The organism is Psychrobacter sp. AOP5-GZ1-6, from assembly GCF_052376345.1.
GTDB lineage: Bacteria > Pseudomonadota > Gammaproteobacteria > Pseudomonadales > Moraxellaceae > Psychrobacter.
On record NZ_JBQSVP010000042.1, the window covers coordinates 1 to 24,680 of the forward strand.

Here is a 24,680-nt window from a genome sequence, read left to right on the forward strand (position 1 = left end):
ATAACAAATAAGGATAACAATGAATATTTTAATGGTACTAACCTCACACGACCGTCTAGGCGATACTGGTAAAAAAACAGGGTTTTGGCTAGAAGAATTTGCCGCGCCTTACTACGCATTTATCGATGCAGGTGCTAACGTCACATTAGCGTCACCTGCTGGTGGCCAGCCGCCGCTCGACCCTAGTAGCGATACTGAAGATGCACAAACCAAAGATACCACACGTTTTAAGGGTGATACTAAAGCTCAAGAACATCTGGCCAGCACCAAAAAGCTTGCGGACGTAAAAGCAGAGGATTTTGACTCGGTATTTTATCCTGGTGGTCATGGCCCATTATGGGATTTGGCAGTAGATGAAAACTCTATCAATTTGATTGAGGCTTTTGTCAAGCAAGATAAGCCTGTTGCCTTTGTTTGTCATGCACCAGGTGCGCTTAAAAATGTCAAAGTCGACGGCGAATATTTGGTCAAAGACAAAAAAGTCACCGGCTTTACCAACTCAGAAGAAGACGCGGTCGGCCTAACAGATATCGTACCTTTCTTAGTAGAAGATGAACTCAAAGCCAATGGTGGTCATTACGAAAAAGCAGATGATTGGGCCTCATTTGTGGTAGAAGACGGTTTGTTAATCACTGGACAAAACCCAGCCTCATCTGAAGAAGCTGCGAAACACCTGATCGCTAAGATAAAGGGATAACACTATGATTCGCTTGCACCATTTAAATCAGTCGCGCTCGCTGCGTATTTTATGGCTACTAGAAGAGCTGGGCGAGCCTTATGAAATCATAAGCCATCAACGTGACGCTCATACACATCTAGCACCAGACAGCCTAAAAGCGGTGCATCCGCTGGGTAAGTCACCAGTGATCGAAATGGATGGGCAAATATACTCAGAATCAGGTGCTATTACTGAGCTATTAATTGAACGCTTTGCACCAGATCGCTTGCGTCCTGCTACTGACAGTAAAGATTACGGTCATTACTTGCAGTGGATTGACTTTGCTGAGAGCTCGCTCATGTTGCCATTGATGCTTGAACTGTTTAGCAAAAAAGCAGGTGTCGATAACAATGAATTTTTAAATGGTTATATAGCCATAGAAAAAACCAGACTGTTCAAATATTTAGACGCATCACTTGAAGGTAAGTCGTTTATTGTAGGTGATACGCTTAGCGGTGCTGACTTTATGCTGTCGTTTGATATGATTATTCTTGCACAGCGTCAGAAGCTAGAAGACTATCCACATATCAGACAATATGCTGAAAGCTTGGCCAGCCTTGACAGCTATCAGCGTGCGATGCGCCTTGAAGCTGAGCATGACAGTTCAAAATAGCCTTAAAATGATATAATCTGTAGCGTTTTATAGACAGACTGATAGAATAGCCCAAGTCTACCTTGGGCTATTTTTGTTATTGGCTTTTGCAAACTACAGTCATTCCACTATGAAAGTATGACAGCGTCTCGTTTGAAGTATTAGAGATACATCTACACTCGGCCCTTGTACGACTTTTAAATTGAATCGACTATATCATCATTAACCGCACCACCCATTTTTGATAAACCGTGTTGTTGTCTGTCACTGCAGCCAACACTCATCTAGAAAGACGGTCAACCATGAATAATGAATATCAATTCAAGCCCCACGAACAACCGATGATGGTAGGGTCGCCAGCCAATCCTGACCACCCTGTACGCCGCAAGGTTTGTTACCTGCTCATTGGTATTATTATTGGATTGACTGCCAGCTTCCAAAATGGTTTGTTGGTCACCAACTTAACTCAAATCCAAGGTGACCTTAGCTTGACACCGATGGAAGGTGGTTGGATATCGGTTGCCTACAATATGACTAATGCTTGTATCACCGTACTGTTGTATAAAATTCGTCAGCAGTTTGGCATGGCATTATTCACTAAAATCACCCTATCTTTTTTGCTACTAGCAACCAGTATGCAGTGGTTTGTGAGCAGTGGCTTGGTGACGGCTGCTGATGGTATGTGGCTTGATCCTTATTACTTAGAGCTTGTCACCCGTGGCTTGAGCGGTATGGTGGCCAGTGCCATGACCATATTAGGTTTGTTCTATTGTTTGCAAGGTATGCCAACTGTCAAACGCACTAGCGGTCTAATCTTGGGTTTTGGCTTGGTACAGTTTGGTATCCCATTATCACGAGTCATCTCGCCCTACCTCACCATCGACGGTCAGCTTGAGAGCTTATTTCTATTCCAATTTGGTTTGGCGCTGATTTGTTTTGGGCTGATCAACTTGCTAGAGCTACCGCCAGGTCATACAGAAAAAGTATTTGAAAAATTGGATTTTTTAAGCTTTGGTTTTTTTGCTAGTGGTCTGGCTGCATTGGCTGTCGTTTTGGTACAAGGCAGGATTCTATGGTGGACGACACCTTGGCTTATCTATCCACTTATTATTGCCATCGTTGGGATTAGTATCGCCCTATGGATTGAGACGCATCGCAAAAACCCGATGCTACAAGTGCGCTGGATGCGTAGCCGAAATATCATTGCCTTTATGATTACTGGTGCTGTCATGCGAATTTTGCTATCTGAGCAGAATGTTGGGGCTGCAGGACTGCTTGCCAACTTAGGCTATGGTAACGATCAGCTGGTTACGTTTTATGCGGTTATATTAACGGCCAGTGTATTGGCTTTAGTGATCAGTATTTTTAGTACCAATGCGATGGATTTGCGTCGACCCGTTATCTTCGCAGTGGCATTGATTGCCGTAGGGTCTTGGATGGACACCACGGTGTCTATTAATTCAGCACCCTATATGTTTTATCTCAGCCAGTTTTTGATTGCATTTGCCGCCGTATATTTCATGGGGCCTCTAGTTTTTGAAGGATTTTTGCGTGCTATTACCAGTGGTCCTGCCTATATTATTAGTTTTTCCGTTATTTTTAGTATTTCGCAAACGGTAGGCGGGTTGGCAGGTGCAGCCGCTATCCAAGCGTTTACCACGGTTCGTACGCAGGTACATTATGCAGATATGGTCAGCACCCTCAACTTTGGTGATCCTGAGCTGGTGGGGCAAATAGCCGCAGCACGTAGCGTTTTATCACCTCAAATTACCGACACTACCCAAGCCAATACTGCGGCTACGCTACAAGTGCTGCAAGGTGTCCAGCGCCAAGCCACTGTCTCTGCTTATGGTGATTTATTCTTTATCATGGCCATTCTATCGACTGCTGCCACTATTATCTTACTGCTCAATTACCTTTACTATCGCTACCATAAACGCAATCCATTAGCGAAAGAGCTGGCTGTAATCGCCAAAATGCGTGAGCAAAAATAAGATGTTGTTTAACATCGCTATCCATAATGTTTGGGATTGCTAGAACGCTTATTTATACCCATATCAAACTATCAATTATTTTCATCTAACTTTTTAGGAGCGCGTCATGAGCCAAGAAAACCCTAATGACTCTGACCAAAAAACTCAGACGCCAGTCAACAGCTCGTCTTCTAATAACCTGTCTGCTAATCGACTATCTACTAATACTGATGAGACAACCAGTACTCAAGACAGCGAAACCCACTCTGTGGACACGCCAGTAGAGCACAGCACCGATAACGAAGCACCTATGCCACCAACCGAGCCAATTCCCTCCTCTTCTGGGTGGAATCCTAAGAAAAAAACGTTCTTCAATATAGGGTTTTTTATTATTCTCATCGTTATCGGTGTGTTTCTTATTTTATATGCATGGAAACTCCCCCCATTCACCCCAACCGTACAGCATACCAATAATGCCTTTGTGAAAGGCCAAACCACCATCATCAGCTCACAAGTATCTGGTTACGTAACTGATGTTGCGGTACAGGACTTTGAAAATGTCACAGAAGGTGATGCACTGGTTAAAATAGATGACCGTACCTTTCAACAACAGCTCGAACAAGCACAGGCCAATATCGAGGTAGCTGTAACCAACCGCGCAAGCAACGCTCAAGATACTCAATCTAGTCAAGCACAAATAGCAGCGCGTGAAGCTGATGTACATAGCGCCAAAGTGAGTGTCAACAGTGCCCAAGAAGACATTAAACGCTATCAAGGACTTGATGCGATTGGCGCCGTGTCACAAGCGGAAGTGGCACATACAAAAGCAGAGCTGGCTAAGGCGCAAGCAGCGGTACAACAAGCAGAAGCCAACCTACAAGCCGCTAAACAAGCCAGCAAAAAAACCAGTGGTAGCCGCTCATCACTTGATGCCAATATTCAAAATGCAGAAGCAGCTAAAAAACAAGCAAAAATAAATTTGGATAACACCATGATTACTGCGCCTGAATCAGGGCAATTGAGCCAAGTCAGTGTAAAAAATGGACAGTATGTTAGTGCTGGTACACAGCTTATGTATATCGTACCGAAAGGCGTATGGATCATTGCCAATTTTAAAGAAACTCAAATCGCCAACATGACCATAGGTGAACCTGCTACTATTCGAGTGGATGCCCTTGGTGGTACTGAGTTTACGGGACGTATCAATAATATCTCGCCAGCAACTGGCAGTGAATTTAGCGCCACAGCAGCAAACCCAACCACTGGTAACTATATTAAAATAGCCCAGCGTATTCCAGTACGTATCGATTTAGATAAAGATCAACCAAATCTGGTCAATCTACGTCCTGGCATGTCCGTTTCTGTCGATGTGGATACTGATGTAAAATAATATCAATGTCATTACCTCCAATAAAAAAAACCCGCTAGTAGCTTTTGACAATAGCCACTAACGGGGGTTTATTATTGAGCCAAGTGGCTTTATAACTAAAACCTTATAGCTACAAAGTTACAGCTACAGTCTTATGGCAACAGGCGCTTGGTATTCCAGCTATCGCCATTGTCGCTAGTATATACGATGCGGTCATGCATACGGTTGGCACGACCTTGCCAAAACTCGATCTGCTCAATCGTAATCTCATACCCACCCCAAAACTCTGGCGTTGGCACATCTCCAGTATCAGAGTAATCTGATTGCAGCTGCTCAAAGGTTTGCTCCATGACATCACGATTGGCAACCTCACCACTTTGCGGCTGGCTGACCCATGCACCTACTTGGCTATCATGCGGACGCTTTTGAAAATACGCCGCAGATTTTTGAGCATCTATCTTCGCAATGCTGCCACTGATACGAACCTGACGCTCAAGCTCATGCCAAAAAAACAAAACCTCAGCATTTGGATTCTCAGCAATATCTTGCCCTTTCGCACTCTCGTAGTTGGTATAAAACACCACGCCAGTATCCGTAATCTCACGCATCAATACAATCCGCACACTGGGCTTATTGTCTGCGCCACAGGTCGCCAAGCTCATGGCATACGGCTCTTGAACTTTTTGTGCTATTGCCTCATTCATCCAGGCATGTAATAACTCAAATGGCGAGTTAGGTACTGACTGTTGATCAAGCACGCCTTTTTCATATGACAGACGCTGATCGGTAAAATCCATGCTCATGGTCATTCCTTATTTTGATATGGTTGCATTATGACACGAATGGCTATTAACCCAATACCGCTTTAATATGCTCGGCCAAGTCATTGGCCATGACATCACATTCTATCTCATCATCTGATTCTACCATCACTCGAATCATAGGCTCAGTTCCTGACTGACGAATCAATAGACGACCTCTTCCTTCTAAAGTCGCTTGTGCTTTGTCAAAAGCGGCAACCAGCTCCTCGTGCTCAAACGGGTCCTGCATTTGAGACAGGCGGACGTTGACGAGTTTTTGTGGCAGCACATCAAACCCTTCAACCAGATCGCTCAGCGCGCGACCACGTGCTTGCATCACAGCCAATACTTGCAAGCCTGCAATGATAGCATCACCAGTACGACTCTTATCTAAGCATAAAATGTGTCCAGATGGCTCACCGCCCAATATCCAACCATTGGCCTCAAGCTCATGCATCACATAGCGATCACCCACTTTTGCACGAGCAAAGGCAATATCAGCAGCGTGTAATGCCAACTCTAAGCCCATATTACTCATCAATGTACCAACCACGCCTTTGGCCTTGGTCTGACCTTGAGTAGCAAGTACATATAAAATACCATCACCATCGACGATCTCACCTGTCTCATCGACCATCACAATACGGTCACCATCACCATCTAAGGCAATACCAACATCGGCCTTATGCTCAAGAACTGCTTTCTGCAAGCTTTGAGGATGGGTAGAACCACAATCAGCATTGATATTGAGGCCGTCAGGCGTATTATGAATAGCTATCACATTAGCACCCAACTCACGCATGACTCTTGGTGCCACACTGTAGCCTGCACCATTGGCACAATCTAAGACAACAGTTAGATGGCTCAAATCATACTGATAAGGAAAGCTACCTTTACAGAATTCAATATAGCGACCTTTCGCATCGTTGATTCGATTATTTTTACCCAGTTGTGACGGATCAAGGATAGGCATAACCATAGCATCATCGCTGCTATCAATACTCATAATAACTTGTAGCTTATCATTGATTGCACTTTGCATCTCATCAGTAAGCTTTTTACCGTCACCTGAAAACAGTTTGATACCGTTGTCGTAATAAGGGTTGTGTGATGCGGAAATAACCACACCTGCATCAGCATTAAAGCTACGAGTTAAATGTGCAATGGCAGGTGTTGGTAATGGACCAAGCATATGAACATCGACACCAGAGGCGTTGAAGCCCGCCTGTAACGCGCCCTCAATCACATAACCTGACAAGCGAGTATCTTTGCCAATGACCACACTAGGTCTGCGCGCAGGATTGCTATTATTTTCTATCAGCACTTGTCCCGTCACATAGCCTAATTTCAAAATAAAGTCAGGTGTAATTGGCAACTCACCAAATTTCCCACGAATACCATCGGTACCAAAATAGCTCATTATGCACACTCCTCAAGTCAAAAAATAAAAATTCAAGCGTATATGTCAGCAATACTATTATTGTAATAATCTGTTTCTGTATTTTACAAAAAAAACAGCCAACAATAATAAATCATTGTTGGCTGTTTGTATCTCAAAGTCGCTAAAGCATTACGTCCTAGTCAATATCTTTTAAATAAACCGCAAAAATGCATTAGTCAAAATACATACTTTAGTTTACTCGATAGTTCGGTGCTTCTTTAGTGATTTGCACATCATGCACATGTGATTCTTTCATACCAGCTGAAGTTACTTTGATAAACTGTGGCTTAGTACGCATGTCTTCGATAGTTGCAGAACCTGTATAACCCATTGATGAACGTAATCCACCAACCAACTGATTAACGATACCAGCAACTGGGCCTTTATAAGGTACACGACCTTCGATACCTTCTGGCACTAGCTTCTCTACGCCATCTTTGGCATCTTGGAAGTAACGGTCTGATGAACCATTTGATCCTGACATCGCACCCAAACTACCCATACCGCGATAAGCCTTATAGTAGCGACCTTGGAACAGTTCAACTTCACCTGGGGCTTCTTCAGTACCAGCCATTAACGAGCCAACCATAATGCATGATGCACCAGCAGCGATTGCTTTTGCCATATCTCCTGAGAAACGAATACCACCATCAGCAATCAATGGAATGCTGTCTTTTAAGGCGCTAGCAACATTATCAATCGCTGAGATTTGTGGTACACCGATACCTGCGATAATACGCGTGGTACAGATAGAACCAGGACCAATACCCACTTTTACAGCATCGGCGCCTGCATCACGTAAAGCAATAGCAGCTTCACCTGTTGCGATGTTACCACCGATTACTTGTACGTGCGGATAGTTCTTTTTAATCCAAGAAACTTTATCAATCACACCTTTTGAGTGACCATGCGCCGTATCAACAACGATAACGTCAACGTCAGCAGCAATCAATGCTTCAACACGTGCTTGCGTGTCTGCGCCAGTACCAACGGCAGCACCAACACGTAGGCGACCTTGTTCGTCTTTACAGGCATTTGGATTGTTTTCAGCTTTGGCAAAATCATTAACCGTAATCAAACCACGTAGGCGGAAATTATCATCAATAACGATAACTTTTTCGATACGATGCTCATGCAGCAATCTTTTGATATTTTCGTTGCTCTCACCTTCATGTACCGTGACCAGCTGATCTTTTGGCGTCATGATTTTACTGACAGGTAGCGACAGATTGGTCTCAAAACGCCAATCACGATGCGTCACGATACCTACCACGTTATCAGTACCCTTTTCTACCACAGGCACACCTGAAATATTATTATCCTGCGTCAAACGCAGCAACTCACCAATGGTCATCTCTGGATGTACAGTGATAGGATCAACCACTGTACCCGCTTCAAATTTTTTGACACGGCGTACTTGTGTGGCCTGCTTTTCGATGTCCATGCTCTTGTGCAAAATACCCATGCCACCAAGTTGTGCCATAGTGATAGCCATTTCAGACTCAGTCACAGTATCCATCGCCGCAGAGATTAGCGGAAGATTAAGTGTGATATTTTTGGTCAAACGAGTAGACAGATCAGCAGTTTTTGGCAGAACTTCAGAATAGGCTGGTAATAATAAAACGTCATCAAAGGTTAAGGCTTCATCGACAATTCGCAACATACAGACCCCTAGTGGTGGTTATTTTGATGGGTGGGATTTTAGCAATAAACCAGCTAAATCAAACGCTAGAAAACTGCAATTAAGTGATGAATCATAAGTTTACATAAATATGGTGCAATCTTACGCTTAATCACTTACTTATCCCTTAAAAATAACGCCACATTATAACAAATAAGCAAACAAGTCGCATGTATATTTAGCAGATTATTTTACCAATATAAGCTATATATACTAAGAGTGTCGTTTATCCAAAATAATGTGGACTTAAATGTGATTACTTATGCCTCTTTATCTTTTAACACCAGACGGTCAGCTGGCAGATAAGGCTTGTGTTCGCGATATAGATAACCAAGCATCTGCTCACGTATTTCACAAGCCAGTGTCCACGCTTCTATGGGGCCTACCGCTGACACCGCGCCACGCAGTTTAATGCTATGTTCGGTCACTTCGACTACAAATATTTCAGGCTCGGTTTTTTTGTCCCACAGCTTATTATCTTTAGCCGCCGATATAAACTGCTGGCGAATGGCATCAATATCTGCACCATAATCCACAAATAAAAACACAGGACAAGTTTGATGCACCTCTGTATGTGACCAGTTTTCTACTGTGTCAGTAATCAGCTCACGCATTGGCACCACCAGACGACGTTCATCCCATGTTTTTAGTACTGCATAAGTGTAACGCAGATCTTCAACAGTACTGAAATTACCATCCATTATCACACTATCACCAATCCGTACCGGCTGCGTGACTGCTACCTGTACTCCAGCGATAATATTACCCAGTATCGGCTGTGCCGCAATACCAATAACCACGCCCGCTATACCTGCCGAGGTTAATAGTGTTTTACCAAGGCCTTCCATGTTGGTAAATTCACTCAAACCCATCCAGATACTACCTAAAATCATGACAAAGATAAAAACTCGGCGAAATATCGACACATAGGTGCGTCGGCGGCGCTCTTTATCAAAATGCTCTGCAGCCAGATTTTCGATCTGCATGTTTTGGTAACGATTGGCAAAAAAGTTAATCACACGTATGCCAAGCCACATAGTGCTAAAAACCAAGCCTATCCAGATAAGTGGCCTAGTCGATGCAGCAACAGCGTCTAAGTAAGGAAAGCCGCCAGAAACCAATGTAAAAACCAACGAAAAACTGATGGTAAAAGTCAAAGGTACCGTCAGCTTATTGACCAAATCTGCTACACCATGAATACTACCCAAATCATTGCGGTACTTCTCATCATCAATATAATGACTAATAATTTTTCCAGTACCTTTACTCAGTAACCACCCTACTCCCATCGTCAATAAGAAGAACAGTGATAATGCTAAAAACTCCCATAACGCAATACTGAATACTTTAAATTTCAACCATGCTGGTAAATAACGCTCAAACTCTGCTGGATGATATTGCTCATAAAGATTGTCGATATTACCCACTGTCTGATCAGAAAATACCCAAATAGGCGCACTATCGCCCACTCGGACTCGCTGTAGATAAATAGGAACACGGCGTTCACGATAATCGATATAACCCAACTGTATCGAACGTCTTGGAACACCCATGATACTACTGGTGCTACCCAGTGGCGGTTCGATTAAACCATCTGGGCGATCTGGCAGATCATCAAAGACATAGAGCTCTCTCTGATAATAAAAAATCCAAGCGCTGCGACAATTCAATCGCGTGATTGCGCTGAATCTTTTGGTCAATCAGATTCATATTAAGCGCGTAAGCAGCTAAGTCGTATTGATGCTTCATGACCGCTGACTGAAAGAACTCTAAAGTCGCTAAAGGAGTCGTTAAATTTGCTGGCTCAGACAATGTTGGTAAGCTAGCATTGAGCGTATCTAATAAATAATAGTTTTCATTATACTCACCTGTCAGTCCCGAATCCCCTTGCACTTGTCCAGATTGCTCTACAACACTACGCTCAGTGGGATCAAGCACCTCTCCTACCACACCAGACAGACCAACTCTTTCATTTTTTATATTACTGATTTGTTCATCTGTATACTCAGTCAAACTATCAGGTGTGTCTGCTGACTGTGAGCGTTCTTGTTCACTTATACGTTGCTCATTGTTATCATCTGCCGCATAAGTAGGCATACAAGCCGCACTCATTACTATCATAAAAACAGCGAATAATAATGGTAGCGTTTTACGTTCCGGACCAACATCATTATTAATCTTGCTGGTTTTGATAATATCCATATTTTAGCGACCACTCATTGATGTGAGATTTTTATACAAAGCTTATTCTCACCATAAACTCTATATCTGATAGTTTCATACTTAATTTAGTCTACAAAAAAAGCCAGCTCAAAGCTGACTTAGTTTATGAACATCTGTATGAGTTTTCTGTAACAGACTTTTTAAGCGCGGCGCCATGTCGTGCCAGCACGGCTGTCCTCGAGCTCAATACCTGCTTCCTTCAATTGCTCACGTATCTCATCAGCACGCGCAAAGTTTTTGTTGGTTTTGGCATCTGCGCGCTCAATGATTAAATCATCGATGACCGCGTCCGTTAAGCCATCATCAGTCTGATCACCAACCACGGCTTGCAAAAACTCTTGAACAGGCTGCTGTAAAATATTGAGTACCTGTGCCAATGCTTTTAACTGCTGTGCCAAATGCCATGCAACATCAACCTCTTCTGCTTTTATGGCTTTATTAATATCACGTGCCAGCCCAAATAGTACACTGATAGCCGTTGAACTATTAAAATCATCGTTCATGGCTTTAATAAAGTCTTGCCCAGCACTGCTGTTATAAACCTCATTGATCAACTCATCCGTAACAACCAATGTTTGCCCTTTTTGCTGCTCAGCCAGTTTCAAGGCATTGTATAACCTGCTTAGGCTATTATGAGCTTCATCTAATGCGTTATCGGAGAAGTTCACTTGGCTTCGGTAATGGCTTGATAATAAGAAAAATCGCAGCGTTTCTGGCAAATACTTGGCCATGACATCACGAATGGTAAAGAAGTTATTTAATGACTTAGACATCTTTTCGCCATCGACATTGATAAAGCCAACATGCATCCAGTTACGTGCATACTCACAACCCGTCGCCGCTTCAGATTGGGCAATCTCATTTTCGTGATGTGGAAACTGTAGATCATGACCACCGCCATGAATATCAAAGGTATCACCCAAGCATTTAGTCGACATCGCTGAGCATTCAATATGCCAGCCTGGACGCCCTTGTCCCCATGGAGATGCCCACTGAGGCTCCTCAGGCTTGGCTGCTTTCCATAGTACAAAGTCAAATGGATTGCGCTTATCATTTTCAACATCAACTCGCGAACCTGCCTGCATATCATCCAGATTGCGCTTAGACAACTTGCCGTAGTCCGCAAAACTATCAACGGCGTAATATACATCACCATTGTCTCCTGCGTACGCATAGTCTCCTTCGACCAACGTCCCGATCATTTGTTGCATCTCATCGATATAGTCAGTTGCCCGTGGCTCAGCATTAGGTGATAAGCAACCAAGTGCAGAAAAGTCTTCATGCATGGCTTTAATAAAACGCTGCGTCAGTGTACTAATCTCTTCGCCATTCTCAGCTGCACGAGCGATAATTTTGTCATCAATATCGGTAATATTACGCACATAATTAACATCATAGCCCAATTGTGTTAGCCAGCGTACAGCTATATCAAAGCCGATCATCATCCGCGCATGACCAATGTGACAATAATCATAAACGGTCATGCCGCACACATAGATGCCTACTTGCCCTGCTTTGAGTGGTACGAATTGGCGTTTTCCGCCAGTCAGTGAGTCATAAATCGCAAGCTGAGACATCGCATCTGCAAGAGGTGTGGTCATGATTAAAAAGCCTTTTTATATAAATAAAGTAGATTAAATACAAGTTAAAATATTGGCCATGTTTTATCAGCCAGTAACTCTGATTCATCCTTGCCCTCAATATAAGGAACAACAATAAAACGACTGTTATATAAAACTTGACCCATTATCTTAGCGAAAACAGTCGTAAAATACTACAATGAGCACGCAACTAACACCACTCAATCAAAAAAATAGTTAAGGACTTAGATATGGGTAATCGCTTAAGTAAGATATATACGCGTACTGGAGATGATGGTAGCACTGGTATGGCAGATGGCAGTCGAGTCAGTAAAGCTGACAATCTATTTAATGTCATGGGCGATATTGATGAACTCAACTCACATATCGGTCTAGTACGTGCTCAATTGCAACGCAATAAAGGCCAATCTATCGCCAAGGAGTTCTCTGAAGGCTTAGTCATTATTCAGCACCTACTGTTCAATATCGGTGGTGAACTGGCTATGCCAGAATATGAAGGGGTTAATGCCACTCATATTGAATGGTTGGAGCAACAAATTGATACAATGAATACCACCTTGCCACCGCTCAAGGATTTTATCCTACCAACAGGATCTGTTTTAGTGAGCCAGTTACATGTAGCTCGTAGTGTCTGTCGCCGTGCTGAACGCCAAGCGGTATTGTTAAGACAGCAACGTCCAACAGCCATGCGTAGTACAGCAGTAAGCTTTATCAATCGTTTATCTGACTGGTTATTCGTCGCTGCACGTTTCTGTACTGACCCTAAACAAGTCTTTGAAGTACTTTGGGACAGTCAAGTGTTAAAGGATTTTGATGCTAAGAAATAGCGATACGTGACTATTGAGACATAAAGAAGAGCCCGCAACTTGACGTTGCGGGCTCTTCTAATACTTATCATTTAGCAACTGCATCACTCTTACGAGTTAGTAAGTAGCATTTTCGTCTTGAGTAATAACCATATCAATACTCTCATCTTCAGGTACTTCTTTTAGTACTTCTGGTTCGCTGACTGCTGTATTGTTATCTGTAGGATTGCTTGGGTTATTAATCGTTGGCGGTGTTGCAGGTTCAGTAGGACGAATTGGCTCAATTGGCTCAATCGGTGTGACTTCTCTAGGCTCGCGAATCGGTGCAGGTTGAGTATCATTGTTTTGTGCGGCTTCTCTTTGAGCATTCTGACTGTTCATCGCTGACTGCAATACAGAACCTGCCATCACATCAGAAACGACAGCTACCAGTGCCGGCTCTCCAGCAATACGCGTACGTACTTGACCGTTTTGAGTGCCAACAACATAGGTAAAAGAATCATCCACGAGCATATTATTATTGATACGAATATTGTTTTCCGCTAAACGTGATTGTAGACTTGGTTGATTATTGGCCGCTTGGACTTGGCTGGCTTGATACAAGTCTGCACTTGGCAACGTCATACTCACACTTGCTTGGCAAGTCGTCAGACCATTGCTATTGGCTTCTTGTAAAACTGCGGCATTCTGTACATCAATCACGATACCGTCGATTTTATCAGTAATGGCACCACTGGCAAGATTAATCTCCGCATCGTTGGCATAGTTAGTAGCCAAAGCTTGCGCTTGCTGAGTGAGTGTGTTTTTTAGCGTCGCTTTGAGACGATCTTGTACCATTGGGTCATCACAACTAACGGCCGTTGCCGCAGCATTTTCAATAGCATCCGAATCCTGCTCTGTCAGCTCTGCTGTCTCCGTGGTGTCTTCTTTATCTGAGCGATCACAGCCTGCAAGCACCAAACTACATGCCATACCAATTCCAGCAATCTTCTGCCACTTACTCAAACCCTTATTTGCTACGCTCATATTCATTTTGCTCCCAATTTACTAATTCGTACCGCCACTGACGGACAGTGATTGATGTCCAAACCGCAACCCTAGCTGCCATAGGTTTGAAAAACCGACTATTATACGGTGTTTGTATTGAATGGTCATTAGTGTAGCCTATGGACACATAAATAACGCCCCCTTTAATGGGTAAAACCTACACTTAGTTGCAAAAACATAACAAATACGTACTTCGACGCTCAATGTAAACCTACTTTCAAAGTATTATCGTTACACTTCATAATAAAAAAATTCATATCAACACTCTATTCTATTTAACAAATTTTATTAGACGCTACTCATATGACGCTATATGATTACTCATACAAATAGCCGAAATGATAACAATGATAAATTTTAAAAACACACGATTACTTGGTCATCGTGGTGCCCGTGGTGAGGTATTAGAAAACACATTGATAGGATTTGAGCATGCTCACCGTCTCAATGCTCATGGTTTAACAGGCATTGAGTTTGACGTACAGCTTAGTGCTGATGGCCACTTAGTTGTATTCCATGATGATGATTTAGCACGCATGTGTCGTCAACAATCACGTATTGACCAGTTGAGTCTTGCAGAGATTAGACGATACCGACAGCTTGAACATCAAATCATCTCTTTGACCCGTATGGCCCCTTTGCTAAATGGTTTTACTCATATTGAACTCGAAATTAAGACGCATAGCCGTACCAACTACGCCAAACTAATGAAAGCACTGATCCAGCATTTAATCTACAGCCCTCTTGCCAACTTACCTATTGCGTTAACTAGTTTTGATATGGAATTACATGCGCGGTTGCAACGCAGCAAGCCACTTATGCACATTCCGCGTGGTTTGTTGATTGACACACCTAAAGCCTTGATCGCTGCGACCAATACAGCACTACAGCTTGGCTGTGGTCAATTGGGTATATACCATCCTCTTATCAACCAAGCCGTTATTGAGCATAGCCACCGCTACGGTTTACCAGTCAGTGCTTGGACCGTCAATAACACCGATACGATTGCACAACTGGTTCAATGGCACACCGATGTAATCATTACCGATTTCCCAAGCCATTTATTACTAAATTCGTAAATCTATTTTTCATTTCAGCTACCTCAAAAAATTCATATATTTTGATATAGTGCTTACACTTATCCTTAATGCCTGATAAATCACAGGTTATTTACGTCAATACATCCCATAATCAATACAAGTTGTTGTTATTTAGCAATATTTTTATAGTGCATGAGTGTTCACTTTATGAAAATTTTAGGGTATTATAGAGACTTAAATGAATACCGTTAGGGATATTATATGATCGCAAAAAAAGCACTTGGCTTACCGCTGAAAGGCTTACGTTTCGCTATCAAATCTGGTGATACGCTTGTAAAAGCAGCCAGCACTCAAGCCTCACGTTTTAAGACACGTTTTGATACAAGTAATTCGATCGATAATCTGCCAGTTGCTAAACGCAACTATGCTGATAAGACCGTAAAAATTGATACCTCTGAAAAAGGTGAGATCGATATACGGGAGTTTGAGTTTACCAAAGCGCCGATCAATTGGATCCCTGCGGCTATATTAGTAGCCACGCCAATTGCTGCTGCCGTTATCACACCGTGGTATTTATTGACTCATCAAGTTAGCGCGCCGGTTTGGGGTGTATTTGGTGCCTTTATGGTATGGACAGGTATTAGTATTACTGCTGGTTACCATCGTCTACTGTCACATCGTGCATATAAAGCGCATCCGATTGTCAAAAACTTCTTATTGCTTGGCTCAACCCTAGCCGTACAAGGCTCAGCGTTTGACTGGGTTTCTGGTCACCGTAGCCATCATCGTCATGTAGATGATCGTTTAGATGACCCATATTCAGCAAAACGTGGTTTTTGGTTTAGCCATATTGGTTGGATGCTGCGCAATTATCCTAGTGGTAAGTTTGATTACAAAAATATTCCTGATTTGACCAGAGATAAAACGTTACAAATTCAGCATAAATACTATGGCTTATGGGTAGTTGCCTTAAACGTCGGTATGGTCGCTGGTATTGGTTGGTTATTAGGTGATGTTTGGGGTACTTTACTGATTGCTGGTTTGCTACGCCTGGTACTAACCCATCACTTTACCTTCTTCATCAACTCGTTATGCCACATGTTTGGTACACGTCCTTATACCGATACCAATACTGCCCGTGATAACTTTTTCTTAGCTATCTTCACATGGGGTGAGGGTTATCATAACTATCATCACTTCTTCCAATACGACTATCGTAATGGTGTTAAATGGTGGCAATATGACCCTACCAAATGGTTGATTGCAGGCTTATCTAAAATTGGTTTAACCAGTGAGCTACGTACTGTAGATGACACTACTATCAAGCATGCTGAAGTGCAAATGCAGTTTAAAACCGCTCAACAGCAGATTGATACAGCGACAGCAAGCGGTATTGATATTCCTCATGCAATGAAGAATTTTCAAGATCGCATCAAGTTTGAATATGAGGCTTTTACGAAAACAGTAGAAGAATGGCAAGCGCTAAAAACCAAAACTATTGAACTGAAGAAAACAGAGTTTGCTGATCGTTTACATGAAGTTGATGATAAGCTAAAGCACGATTACGCCAAAGTTGAGCAAAAAATACTTGAGCATAACAGCAATCTAAAAACAGCATTTCGTGCGATTGGAACAAACAAAACAACCGCTTAGTCGCTGACTTCTCATTATTGTAAAGCTTCTCCTTCCCTCTATCCGTCATGGATGGAGGGTTTTTTATTGAATCTTAGATTAACACATGAAGTGCAATATCAAAGAGCAGGTGAAAAAGAGGCCTAGATGCGCTAGCATCAAAGCTACTATCCACCGCCAAAGTGAGATTGCAACCATGAGCTATACACATCTAAGCCTAGAGGAACGATATCAGATTTATGCCCTTAGAGGGGCACAACATAGTATTAAATTTATAGCAGGGGCATTAGGCAGAAGTCCCAGCACCATATCAAGAGAGCTTAGACGCAATAAAAGCCTACGAGGCTACCGAGCAAAGCATGCAGACAACACCGCTAAAGCGAGGCGAGCAAATAATGCCTTCACCATCATTTTAAACGTCTGGGACTGGGTCGTGACTAAGCTTAAACTGCAGTGGAGTCCTGAGCAAATAGCAGGCGTTCATAGTGGAGTCAGTCACATGAGTATCTATCGTTACTTATGGACGGATAAGAGGCAAGGCGGCACGCTATGGCAATATTTAAGACGCAAAGCCAAACCCTATCGTCAAAGGCTTACCACTGAGACTCGTGGGCGTATTAATGACAGGGTCTCAATTCATGAGCGCCCTCATGTAGTAAAAGAGCGATCCCGCATCGGTGATTGGGAAGCGGACACCATCATTGGTAAAAACCACAAACAAGCTATCGTGACAGTGGTAGAGCGAAAGACAGGTTTGGTTAAGATGAAGCGAGTGACTAAAAAGAGTGCTCATCTGGTCGCGGATGCGATGGTGGTTATGCTAACTCCTGTGAGACTGCACGTTAAGACGATTACGTCCGATAATGGCAAGGAGTTTGCGGATCATAAAGCCATTAAGCAAAGACTCTATAGTGGGTTTTACTTTGCTGATGCTTATGCCTCATGGCAACGAGGAACAAACGAAAATACCAATGGCTTGATTAGAGAGTACTTACCTAAAGGATGTGACTTTAGACAAGTATCTGATGATGAGGTTCAAAACATTGAAGACAGGTTAAACAACAGACCAAGAAAACGATTGGGGTTTAAAACGCCAAACCAGGTGTTTTATTCCATTACTTAGCGTTGCACTTGGTGTGTTAATCTAAGAATATAATAAATAGACAGCAAGATAGATAAAGCTAAACGCTGTCTTGTGGTGGCTATGTTATAGTGGTCCCATCATTTTGATGTTTTAATAGGAACGGCTTGTATGCGTTATCAAAATACCTATGTCAAACTAGACACACGCCTCTATCATGAGCAACCACCCACGCCATTAGACAACCCACGTGCTGGTCATTTCAACACCCAAGTTGCAGAGCAGTTGGGCTGGACAGAAGATAAAGATCTGATGACACGCTGGGTTGAGGTATTGGGTGGTCAATACGTGCCAGCTGACTTTAAACCACTGGCTATGGCTTATGCCGGTCACCAGTTCGGACAATGGGCTGGACAGTTGGGTGATGGACGTGGCTTATTAATGGCGCAGGTACTCGATAACAACAACCACTCACAAGACCTGCACCTTAAAGGTATTGGCCTAACGCCTTATTCACGGATGGGTGATGGACGCGCTGTGTTACGCAGCACCATTCGCGAGTATCTATGCGGTCACGCACTTACTCAGCTTGGTATTCCTTCATCTAACGCGTTGGGGTTCGTTGTATCAGATACCCAGGTACGCCGTGAGCGTATCGAAACAGGTGCTGCACTGATGCGTGTGGCTGATAGCCATATTCGCCTTGGTCATGTGGAGTGGATTGCTAGCTTTGCACCTGATTTACTTAGTGAATTTACCGATTATATGATTGATACTTACTATCCAGAATGTCGCGATAGTGAACAACCTGTGGCAGCGTTTTTGACGGCAGTCGTTGAGCGTACCGCACGAATGATCGCTGATTGGCAGCTGATAGGATTTGCCCATGGTGTCATGAATACAGATAATCTATCTATCACTGGCAGCACCTTAGATTTTGGACCTTTTGGTTTTATGGAACGTTTTAACCCAGCTTGGATCAACAACCATTCCGACCACACAGGTCGATACTCTTATCAAAACCAGCCTGCTATCGGTCACTGGAATCTCAATGTTTGGTTACCACACTTTATGCGTTTAGAAGGCGTCACGCGTGACACGCTGGCAGAGTGCTTGTTACCTTATGAAGCGAGCTTTATGCAGCATTATCAGCAAGGCTTATGCCGTAAACTTGGCTTACCTCATGATTCTCAGAGTCTGACACTGGCTTTTGAGTGGTTGACATTGCTAGAAAACAACTTGCTCGATTACACCAATAGCTTCCGCGCCCTACTCGGTTTGGTCTCACCAACTGTTCATCCCTACGAGCAAAAACTACTACTCACTATAACCAATGAGTTGAGCACTGATGCACAACTGGTATGGCAAGATTGGTCGACACGTTATATAGCTCAACTACAACAGCTACCGATCGATCAAGCTATCCAAGATATGCAAACCCATAACCCTGTTTATATATTACGTAATAGTATGGCACAGCGTGCTATCACAGCAGCAGAGCAAGGTCAGCTTAAAGAAGTTAGCCGAGTTTTTGAATTGCTAGCCAACCCCTATTGTGTGCAAGACACCGCTACTGATCTGGATATAACGCCACCCAACCCCAACACACCTCAGCAACCTATTAGCTGTTCATCTTAATAATCCTACTACTCTGTAATATTTTGAAACATTATGGAATTACGGTTGGTATTTAGCCTTGTTTTTTGGCATTATCAACAAGATAAATAATGAATATCATTTTATTGTATTATTCAAGCAATTCATCGCTATTGACTAGGCGTGAATTGCCAATAGTGGTAGAATAACAGTTTTTGTTAGATTGCGTTTTTGATGCCAGTATTTAATCACTGATTACTATCTCTGTGACCATCAATTCTTTAGTACCAATGACCCTTTAAATTATTGTCATTCTTTAATTTTTTAAGGGCGAACTGTTTTTTATCTCCATTTACTTTATTCCAATTTATTCCAACCATGGCAATTATTATGAATGACGATACCAATTTGAATACGGATAACCTTAGTTCGGAAAAAGAGCAGTTTGAACAAGCTGCCTTACATTACCATGAATTTCCACGTCCAGGTAAGATCTCAGTCACCCCTATTAAACAGTTGGCTAACCAACGTGATTTAGCGCTGGCTTACTCACCAGGTGTGGCAGTTCCTTGTCTTGAAATTGAAAAAGACCCAACGCTAGCAGCAAAATATACAGCTCGTAGCAACTTGGTTGGTGTCATTACCAACGGTACTGCGGTACTTGGCTTAGGTAATATCGGTCCATTGGCATCAAAACCTGTCATGGAAGGTAAAGGGGTTTTATTCAAAAAATTCGCAGGTATTGACGTTTTTGATATTGAGATTGCACAAAACGACCCAGACAAATTTATTGAAGCGGTTGCCTCTCTTGAACCTACTTTTGGTGGTATCAACCTAGAAGACATCAAAGCACCAGAATGTTTCAAAATCGAGCGTGAACTACGTAAACGTATGAACATTCCAGTATTTCATGATGACCAACATGGTACGTCAATCATTGTTGCAGCGGCGATGCTCAACGCGTTATTGATTACTGGCAAAAAAATCGAAGAAATCAAAGTGGTTTGTTCAGGTGCTGGTGCCGCAGCAATTTCTTGTTTGGATATCATTTGCGCACTTGGCGTAAATAAAAACAATATCTTTGTTTCAGATTCACGCGGTATCATCACTACCGTTCGTGAAAATCTTGATGAAACCAAACAGCGCTATGCACGTGAGACGACTGCAACCACGATCGAAGAAGTCATGGACGATGTCGATATGTTCTTGGGCTTATCTATGCCTGGTACGTTATCTGAAGACATGGTTCGCCGTATGGCAAAAGACCCTATCGTTTTTGCACTGGCCAACCCAACGCCTGAAATCATGCCAGAGTTGGCACATGCTGTACGCCCAGATGTTATCATGGCAACAGGTCGCTCAGACTATCCAAACCAAGTAAACAATGCATTATGCTTCCCTTATATCTTCCGTGGCGCATTAGATGTTGGTGCAACAACCGTTAATGAAGAAATGAAAGTGGCTTGTGTAAAAGCGATCGCTGCCATGGCACACGTCGAAGCAACACCAACTGCCAGTGTTAGAAACATCGATAAAATGCAAAGCTTCGGTCGTGATTACCTGATTCCAGGACCTCTAGAGCCAAACCTAATCATCGAGATTGCTTCTGCCGTTGCTCAAGCGGCGATGGATTCAGGTGTTGCCACTCTACCTATCGCTGACATGCAAGCCTATCGTCAGCGTCTGTCTGAGTTTGTCTATAACTCTGCGTTCGTCATGAAGCCTATCTTTGCTCGTGCCAAGTCTGCACCAAAACGTATTGTTTACTGTGAAGGTGAAGACAATAATATCTTGCTTGCTGTACAAGTGGTTGTTGATGAGCAGCTAGCGAAGCCTATCTTGGTTGGTCGTCCTTCAGTCATTGCCGCCAATATTGAGAAACTGGGCTTGCGTCTAAAAGATGGCGAGAACATTACTATCGTCAATATCGATGATGATTCTCGCTATAAAGACTACTGGCAAGGCTACTACGAACAGAATAAGCGTCGCGGTGTTAGTATTGAGCTTGCACGCCGTGATGTTCGTCGTAAGACCACATTGATTGGCTCGTTGTTGGTCAATAATGGTGCGGCAGATGCTATGGTATGTGGTACGTTTGGCCATTATCAGTTGCACTTGAGATATGTTGAAAGTGTCATTGGTAAAAAAGAAGGCATGAACGACTTCTATGCTATGAATGCGGTACTCATGCAAGATCGTAATATCTTCATCGCAGACACTTATATCCACGAAGACCCAACCGCTGAGCAATTAGCTGAAATGACTCTCTTGGCAGCTGAACAATTGCGTCGCTTCGGTATTACTCCACGTGTCGCGCTAGTTTCTCATTCTAACTTTGGTGCTTCAGATCGTACCAGTGCTGCCAAAATGCGTCAGGTCTATCAACTACTAACCGATATGAATGTAGATTTTGAGTTTGATGGTGAGATGCAAGGTGACGCCGCGCTAAATGAGCATATTCGTCTGAACCATATGCCATCAAGTCCATTAAAAGGTGCTGCAAACCTGCTTATCTTGCCAACGCTTGACGCATCAAATATTGCCTTTAACCTACTCAAAACAGCCACTGGTAGTGCCTCTATCGGACCTATTTTGTTAGGCTCTAATAAGCCAGTACATATTCTAACGCCATCAGCAACTGCACGTGGTATCGTTAATATGACTGCGCTGGCCGTTACTGAAGCTCAAGATTTAGAAAGTGAAAATCAGTAATACTCCATAGGCAGTATACACGTATGATGAAGACGGTCACTATTGCTTATTTATAGAAACCGTCTGCTATACTAAAAACCAGTCAATGCTCTTAAAAGGCATGGACTGGTTTTTTTATCAGTAAAAATTGAGTACCCAAGCTTACTCAATAAAAGAGGATATTATGCAAATTTACCTAGTGGGTGGTGCGGTACGTGATCGACTATTAGGTCGCCCTATCAAAGATAAAGACTTTGTCGTCGTTGGTGCAACGGTCAGCGAAATGCTTGATGCAGGATTTCTGCAAGTGGGCGCAGACTTTCCAGTGTTTTTACATCCAAGTAGCCATGAAGAATACGCACTGGCACGTACGGAACGCAAGCAAGGCTCTGGCTATAAAGGATTTAGCGTTCATGCCAGCCCCGATGTGAGCTTAAAAGAGGACCTGCAACGTCGCGACTTGACCATCAATGCCATGGCAATAGAGGTTACCAGTCTGAATGATGACACCCCTATAGATGGTGAAGTTATCGACTACTATGGTGGATTGGCTGATATAAAAAATAAAACTTTGCGCCATGTATCCAGTGCTTTTAGCGAAGACCCACTACGAGTACTTAGAACAGCTCGTTTCTATAGCCGTTATTATGACTTAGGGTTTACCATCGCCGATGAAACCTTGAGCTTAATGCGTGAGTTAGCTGCCTCTGGAGAGCTTAGCCATTTAAGTAGCGAACGTATTTGGCAAGAATCGAGCCGCGCAACCATGCAGCTATCGCCTCAGGTCTATTGGCAACAACTATACGAAATCGGTGCGCTAACAGAGTATTTTACGCCGTTGCATCAAGCTTGGGCCAATATTCAGATAAGAGAAACTGTACAAACTGCGCTGTATTTCGCAGGTCAAATGCAGCTCAACTTATCACAACGTTGGGCCTTATTAATGACTAGCCTCAACTCATCTCTATTTATTTTAGTGCGCACAGATGCACATGCTAATAAAACAGCTAATATAAAAGGCATTAACGATATAGGCAGTATCGCCAAGGTACCAAAAATACAAACTCAGTTTGCCAGTTTATTCGTGCAGCAAGCCGAAAACCTTAGCAAAATAAACACTCTGACTGCTATTGAAAAAATTGATCTCTTACAAAATTGCGGCGCGCATAAAGAGCCTAATAAACTCTCACAACTACTCGTGTGTAATCAGGTATTACAACTGGCAATACAACACCGTCAAATGATGATAGCACTAAATAGCTTTCACGACATTGGCATGACAGATATAGCACCAGACCTCAAAGGCCCAGCTATTGGTGAGGCACTAAGGCAAGCTAGAGCTGAGCACTTACAAGCGCAACACCAAGGTTAAAAAGCATACAATGACTATGAACCAAGCACCCCATGCCATGCCATTAGCCAATCATCACTCTCCAGTTATGTTGGTAACGGGCAGTGCTAAGCGTATTGGTGCAGCCATCGTGAGAGCCGCACATCATCAGGGCTACCGAGTCATCATTCACTGTCATCATAGCGAGCAACAAGCAAAAGAATTAGCCACCGAGTTAAATTATATTCGTGCCAATAGTGCAGCCGTTGTTGTTGCTGACTTGACCGTCGTCAACGATAGCGCTGCGTTACATGTGTTCGTTAAAGATATTATAGAGACCTTTGGCCAATTAGACACATTAGTACATAATGCCTCGCGGTTTTACCCTAGCCCCCTCGGCAGTATCGATCACGCACAGTGGGATGAATTGTTATTAACCAATGCTAAGGCACCTTTGTTTTTAAGCCAAGCATTATTACCTTATCTCAAAAAGCAAAGAGGCTGTATTATCAGTTTATTAGATATCCACGCCCATGATAGACCGTTTAGCCATTATACTGTCTATAATATGGCAAAATCTGCTCACCGTATGATGGTACAGTCGCTGGCATTAGAAATGGCACCAGACATACGAGTCAATGGTGTCGCGCCTGGGGTTAATGTCTTACCTGCTGCTAATAGCGATCAAGCATTAGATATTAGCCAACAGCGAGATATTATCAACTCAATCCCTATGCAGCGCATCGGCCGACCTGACGAAATTGCCCATAGTGTGCTGTATCTTGCGCAGGCACATTATGTCACTGGAGAGATTATCACTGTGGATGGTGGTCGCAGCCTAACCTTGGCTGGTGGTCATATCTCATAAAAATAGCGCTTAATAAAAAATATCTTGATTACTGCTTATTTTTTACTTGAAAAATTCAAAAAATCAGGTATCATTATCCGTCTAACGTTAGGGCCCATAGCTCAGTTGGTTAGAGCAGAGGACTCATAATCCTTTGGTCGTAGGTTCAAGTCCTACTGGGCCCACCAAATTCAAACCCCGCAAGCGCAATG

At 43.0% G+C, this 24,680-nt stretch carries 19 protein-coding genes and 1 tRNA gene; 13 read left to right on the plus strand and 7 right to left on the minus strand.

All coding sequences use genetic code 11. From position 1 onward, the window contains the following. The first annotated feature begins 19 nt into the window (after positions 1-19). The 4 genes from ACT3RN_RS07485 (at position 20) to ACT3RN_RS07500 (ending at position 4,673) form a co-directional block, all read left to right on the plus strand. Complete coding sequence (locus tag ACT3RN_RS07485; RefSeq protein WP_442062232.1) at positions 20-697, plus strand: type 1 glutamine amidotransferase domain-containing protein; 678 nt, start codon at positions 20-22, stop codon at positions 695-697. 4 nt (positions 698-701) lie between these two features. Next, the gene (locus ACT3RN_RS07490; protein ID WP_442062230.1) at positions 702-1,331 is read left to right on the plus strand and encodes a glutathione S-transferase family protein; all 630 of its coding nucleotides are present in this window, start codon (positions 702-704) and stop codon (positions 1,329-1,331) included. A gap of 281 nt (positions 1,332-1,612) precedes the next feature. After that, positions 1,613-3,304 (plus strand): MFS transporter, encoded by a 1,692-nt coding sequence (locus ACT3RN_RS07495; protein ID WP_442440057.1) that lies wholly within the window; start codon positions 1,613-1,615, stop codon positions 3,302-3,304. A 106-nt stretch (positions 3,305-3,410) separates the two neighbouring features. Then, positions 3,411-4,673: an HlyD family secretion protein gene (locus ACT3RN_RS07500; RefSeq protein ID WP_442440058.1), complete on the plus strand. Its 1,263-nt coding sequence runs from the start codon at positions 3,411-3,413 to the stop codon at positions 4,671-4,673. 131 nt (positions 4,674-4,804) lie between these two features. Here ACT3RN_RS07500 and pdxH read toward each other — a convergent pair whose 3' ends face one another. The 6 genes from pdxH to cysS form a co-directional block, all read right to left on the minus strand. Continuing rightward, positions 4,805-5,449 carry a pyridoxamine 5'-phosphate oxidase gene (gene pdxH / locus ACT3RN_RS07505; RefSeq protein ID WP_192519307.1) on the minus strand — a complete coding sequence of 215 codons (645 nt, stop codon included), beginning with the start codon at positions 5,447-5,449 and terminating at the stop codon, positions 4,805-4,807. 52 nt (positions 5,450-5,501) lie between these two features. Beyond that, positions 5,502-6,872 (minus strand): phosphoglucosamine mutase, encoded by a 1,371-nt coding sequence (glmM, locus tag ACT3RN_RS07510; protein ID WP_192519302.1) that lies wholly within the window; start codon positions 6,870-6,872, stop codon positions 5,502-5,504. Positions 6,873-7,083: 211 nt separating this feature from the next. After that, a complete protein-coding gene (guaB, locus tag ACT3RN_RS07515) occupies positions 7,084-8,556 on the minus strand; it encodes an IMP dehydrogenase (RefSeq protein WP_192519301.1) in 1,473 nt (490 codons plus the stop codon). A gap of 278 nt (positions 8,557-8,834) precedes the next feature. Continuing rightward, on the minus strand, positions 8,835-10,274 hold the full coding sequence (locus tag ACT3RN_RS07520; RefSeq protein WP_442440059.1) for a mechanosensitive ion channel family protein: 1,440 nt from the start codon (positions 10,272-10,274) through the stop codon (positions 8,835-8,837). Beyond that, a complete protein-coding gene (locus tag ACT3RN_RS07525) occupies positions 10,189-10,776 on the minus strand; it encodes a hypothetical protein (protein ID WP_442440060.1) in 588 nt (195 codons plus the stop codon). The genes ACT3RN_RS07520 and ACT3RN_RS07525 overlap by 86 nt, the downstream gene beginning before the upstream one ends. 161 nt (positions 10,777-10,937) lie before the next feature. Further along, entirely contained in the window at positions 10,938-12,398 is a 1,461-nt protein-coding gene (cysS, locus tag ACT3RN_RS07530) for a cysteine--tRNA ligase (protein ID WP_192519299.1), read from the minus strand. Positions 12,399-12,628: 230 nt separating this feature from the next. On the opposite strand from cysS, the gene ACT3RN_RS07535 reads away from it, so the two are divergent. Further along, positions 12,629-13,225, plus strand: coding sequence for a cob(I)yrinic acid a,c-diamide adenosyltransferase (locus ACT3RN_RS07535; protein WP_192519298.1), 597 nt, complete (start codon positions 12,629-12,631; stop codon positions 13,223-13,225). 96 nt (positions 13,226-13,321) lie between these two features. On the opposite strand, the gene ACT3RN_RS07540 is transcribed toward ACT3RN_RS07535, so the two are convergent. Then, positions 13,322-14,230, minus strand: a complete 909-nt coding sequence (locus tag ACT3RN_RS07540) for a hypothetical protein (protein ID WP_192519297.1) — start codon at positions 14,228-14,230, stop codon at positions 13,322-13,324. A 368-nt stretch (positions 14,231-14,598) separates the two neighbouring features. Here ACT3RN_RS07540 and ACT3RN_RS07545 point away from each other — a divergent pair, with 368 nt between their 5' ends. From ACT3RN_RS07545 to ACT3RN_RS07580, 8 genes are all read left to right on the plus strand, one after another. Next, positions 14,599-15,330 (plus strand): glycerophosphodiester phosphodiesterase, encoded by a 732-nt coding sequence (locus tag ACT3RN_RS07545; protein WP_192519296.1) that lies wholly within the window; start codon positions 14,599-14,601, stop codon positions 15,328-15,330. Positions 15,331-15,765: 435 nt separating this feature from the next. Continuing rightward, positions 15,766-16,944, plus strand: coding sequence for an acyl-CoA desaturase (locus tag ACT3RN_RS07550; RefSeq protein WP_413469393.1), 1,179 nt, complete (start codon positions 15,766-15,768; stop codon positions 16,942-16,944). A 175-nt stretch (positions 16,945-17,119) separates the two neighbouring features. Next, entirely contained in the window at positions 17,120-18,046 is a 927-nt protein-coding gene (locus tag ACT3RN_RS07555) for an IS30 family transposase (protein WP_192521016.1), read from the plus strand. Positions 18,047-18,175: 129 nt separating this feature from the next. After that, positions 18,176-19,642 (plus strand): protein adenylyltransferase SelO, encoded by a 1,467-nt coding sequence (locus ACT3RN_RS07560; RefSeq protein WP_192519294.1) that lies wholly within the window; start codon positions 18,176-18,178, stop codon positions 19,640-19,642. A 348-nt stretch (positions 19,643-19,990) separates the two neighbouring features. Next, positions 19,991-22,312 carry an NADP-dependent malic enzyme gene (locus ACT3RN_RS07565; protein WP_192519293.1) on the plus strand — a complete coding sequence of 774 codons (2,322 nt, stop codon included), beginning with the start codon at positions 19,991-19,993 and terminating at the stop codon, positions 22,310-22,312. A gap of 163 nt (positions 22,313-22,475) precedes the next feature. Beyond that, positions 22,476-23,663, plus strand: a complete 1,188-nt coding sequence (locus ACT3RN_RS07570; protein ID WP_192519292.1) for a tRNA nucleotidyltransferase — start codon at positions 22,476-22,478, stop codon at positions 23,661-23,663. A gap of 16 nt (positions 23,664-23,679) precedes the next feature. Further along, positions 23,680-24,489, plus strand: a complete 810-nt coding sequence (locus tag ACT3RN_RS07575; RefSeq protein ID WP_225739164.1) for a pteridine reductase — start codon at positions 23,680-23,682, stop codon at positions 24,487-24,489. 90 nt (positions 24,490-24,579) lie between these two features. Beyond that, positions 24,580-24,656: transfer RNA gene (locus ACT3RN_RS07580), tRNA-Ile, on the plus strand. The last annotated feature ends 24 nt before the right edge of the window (positions 24,657-24,680 follow it).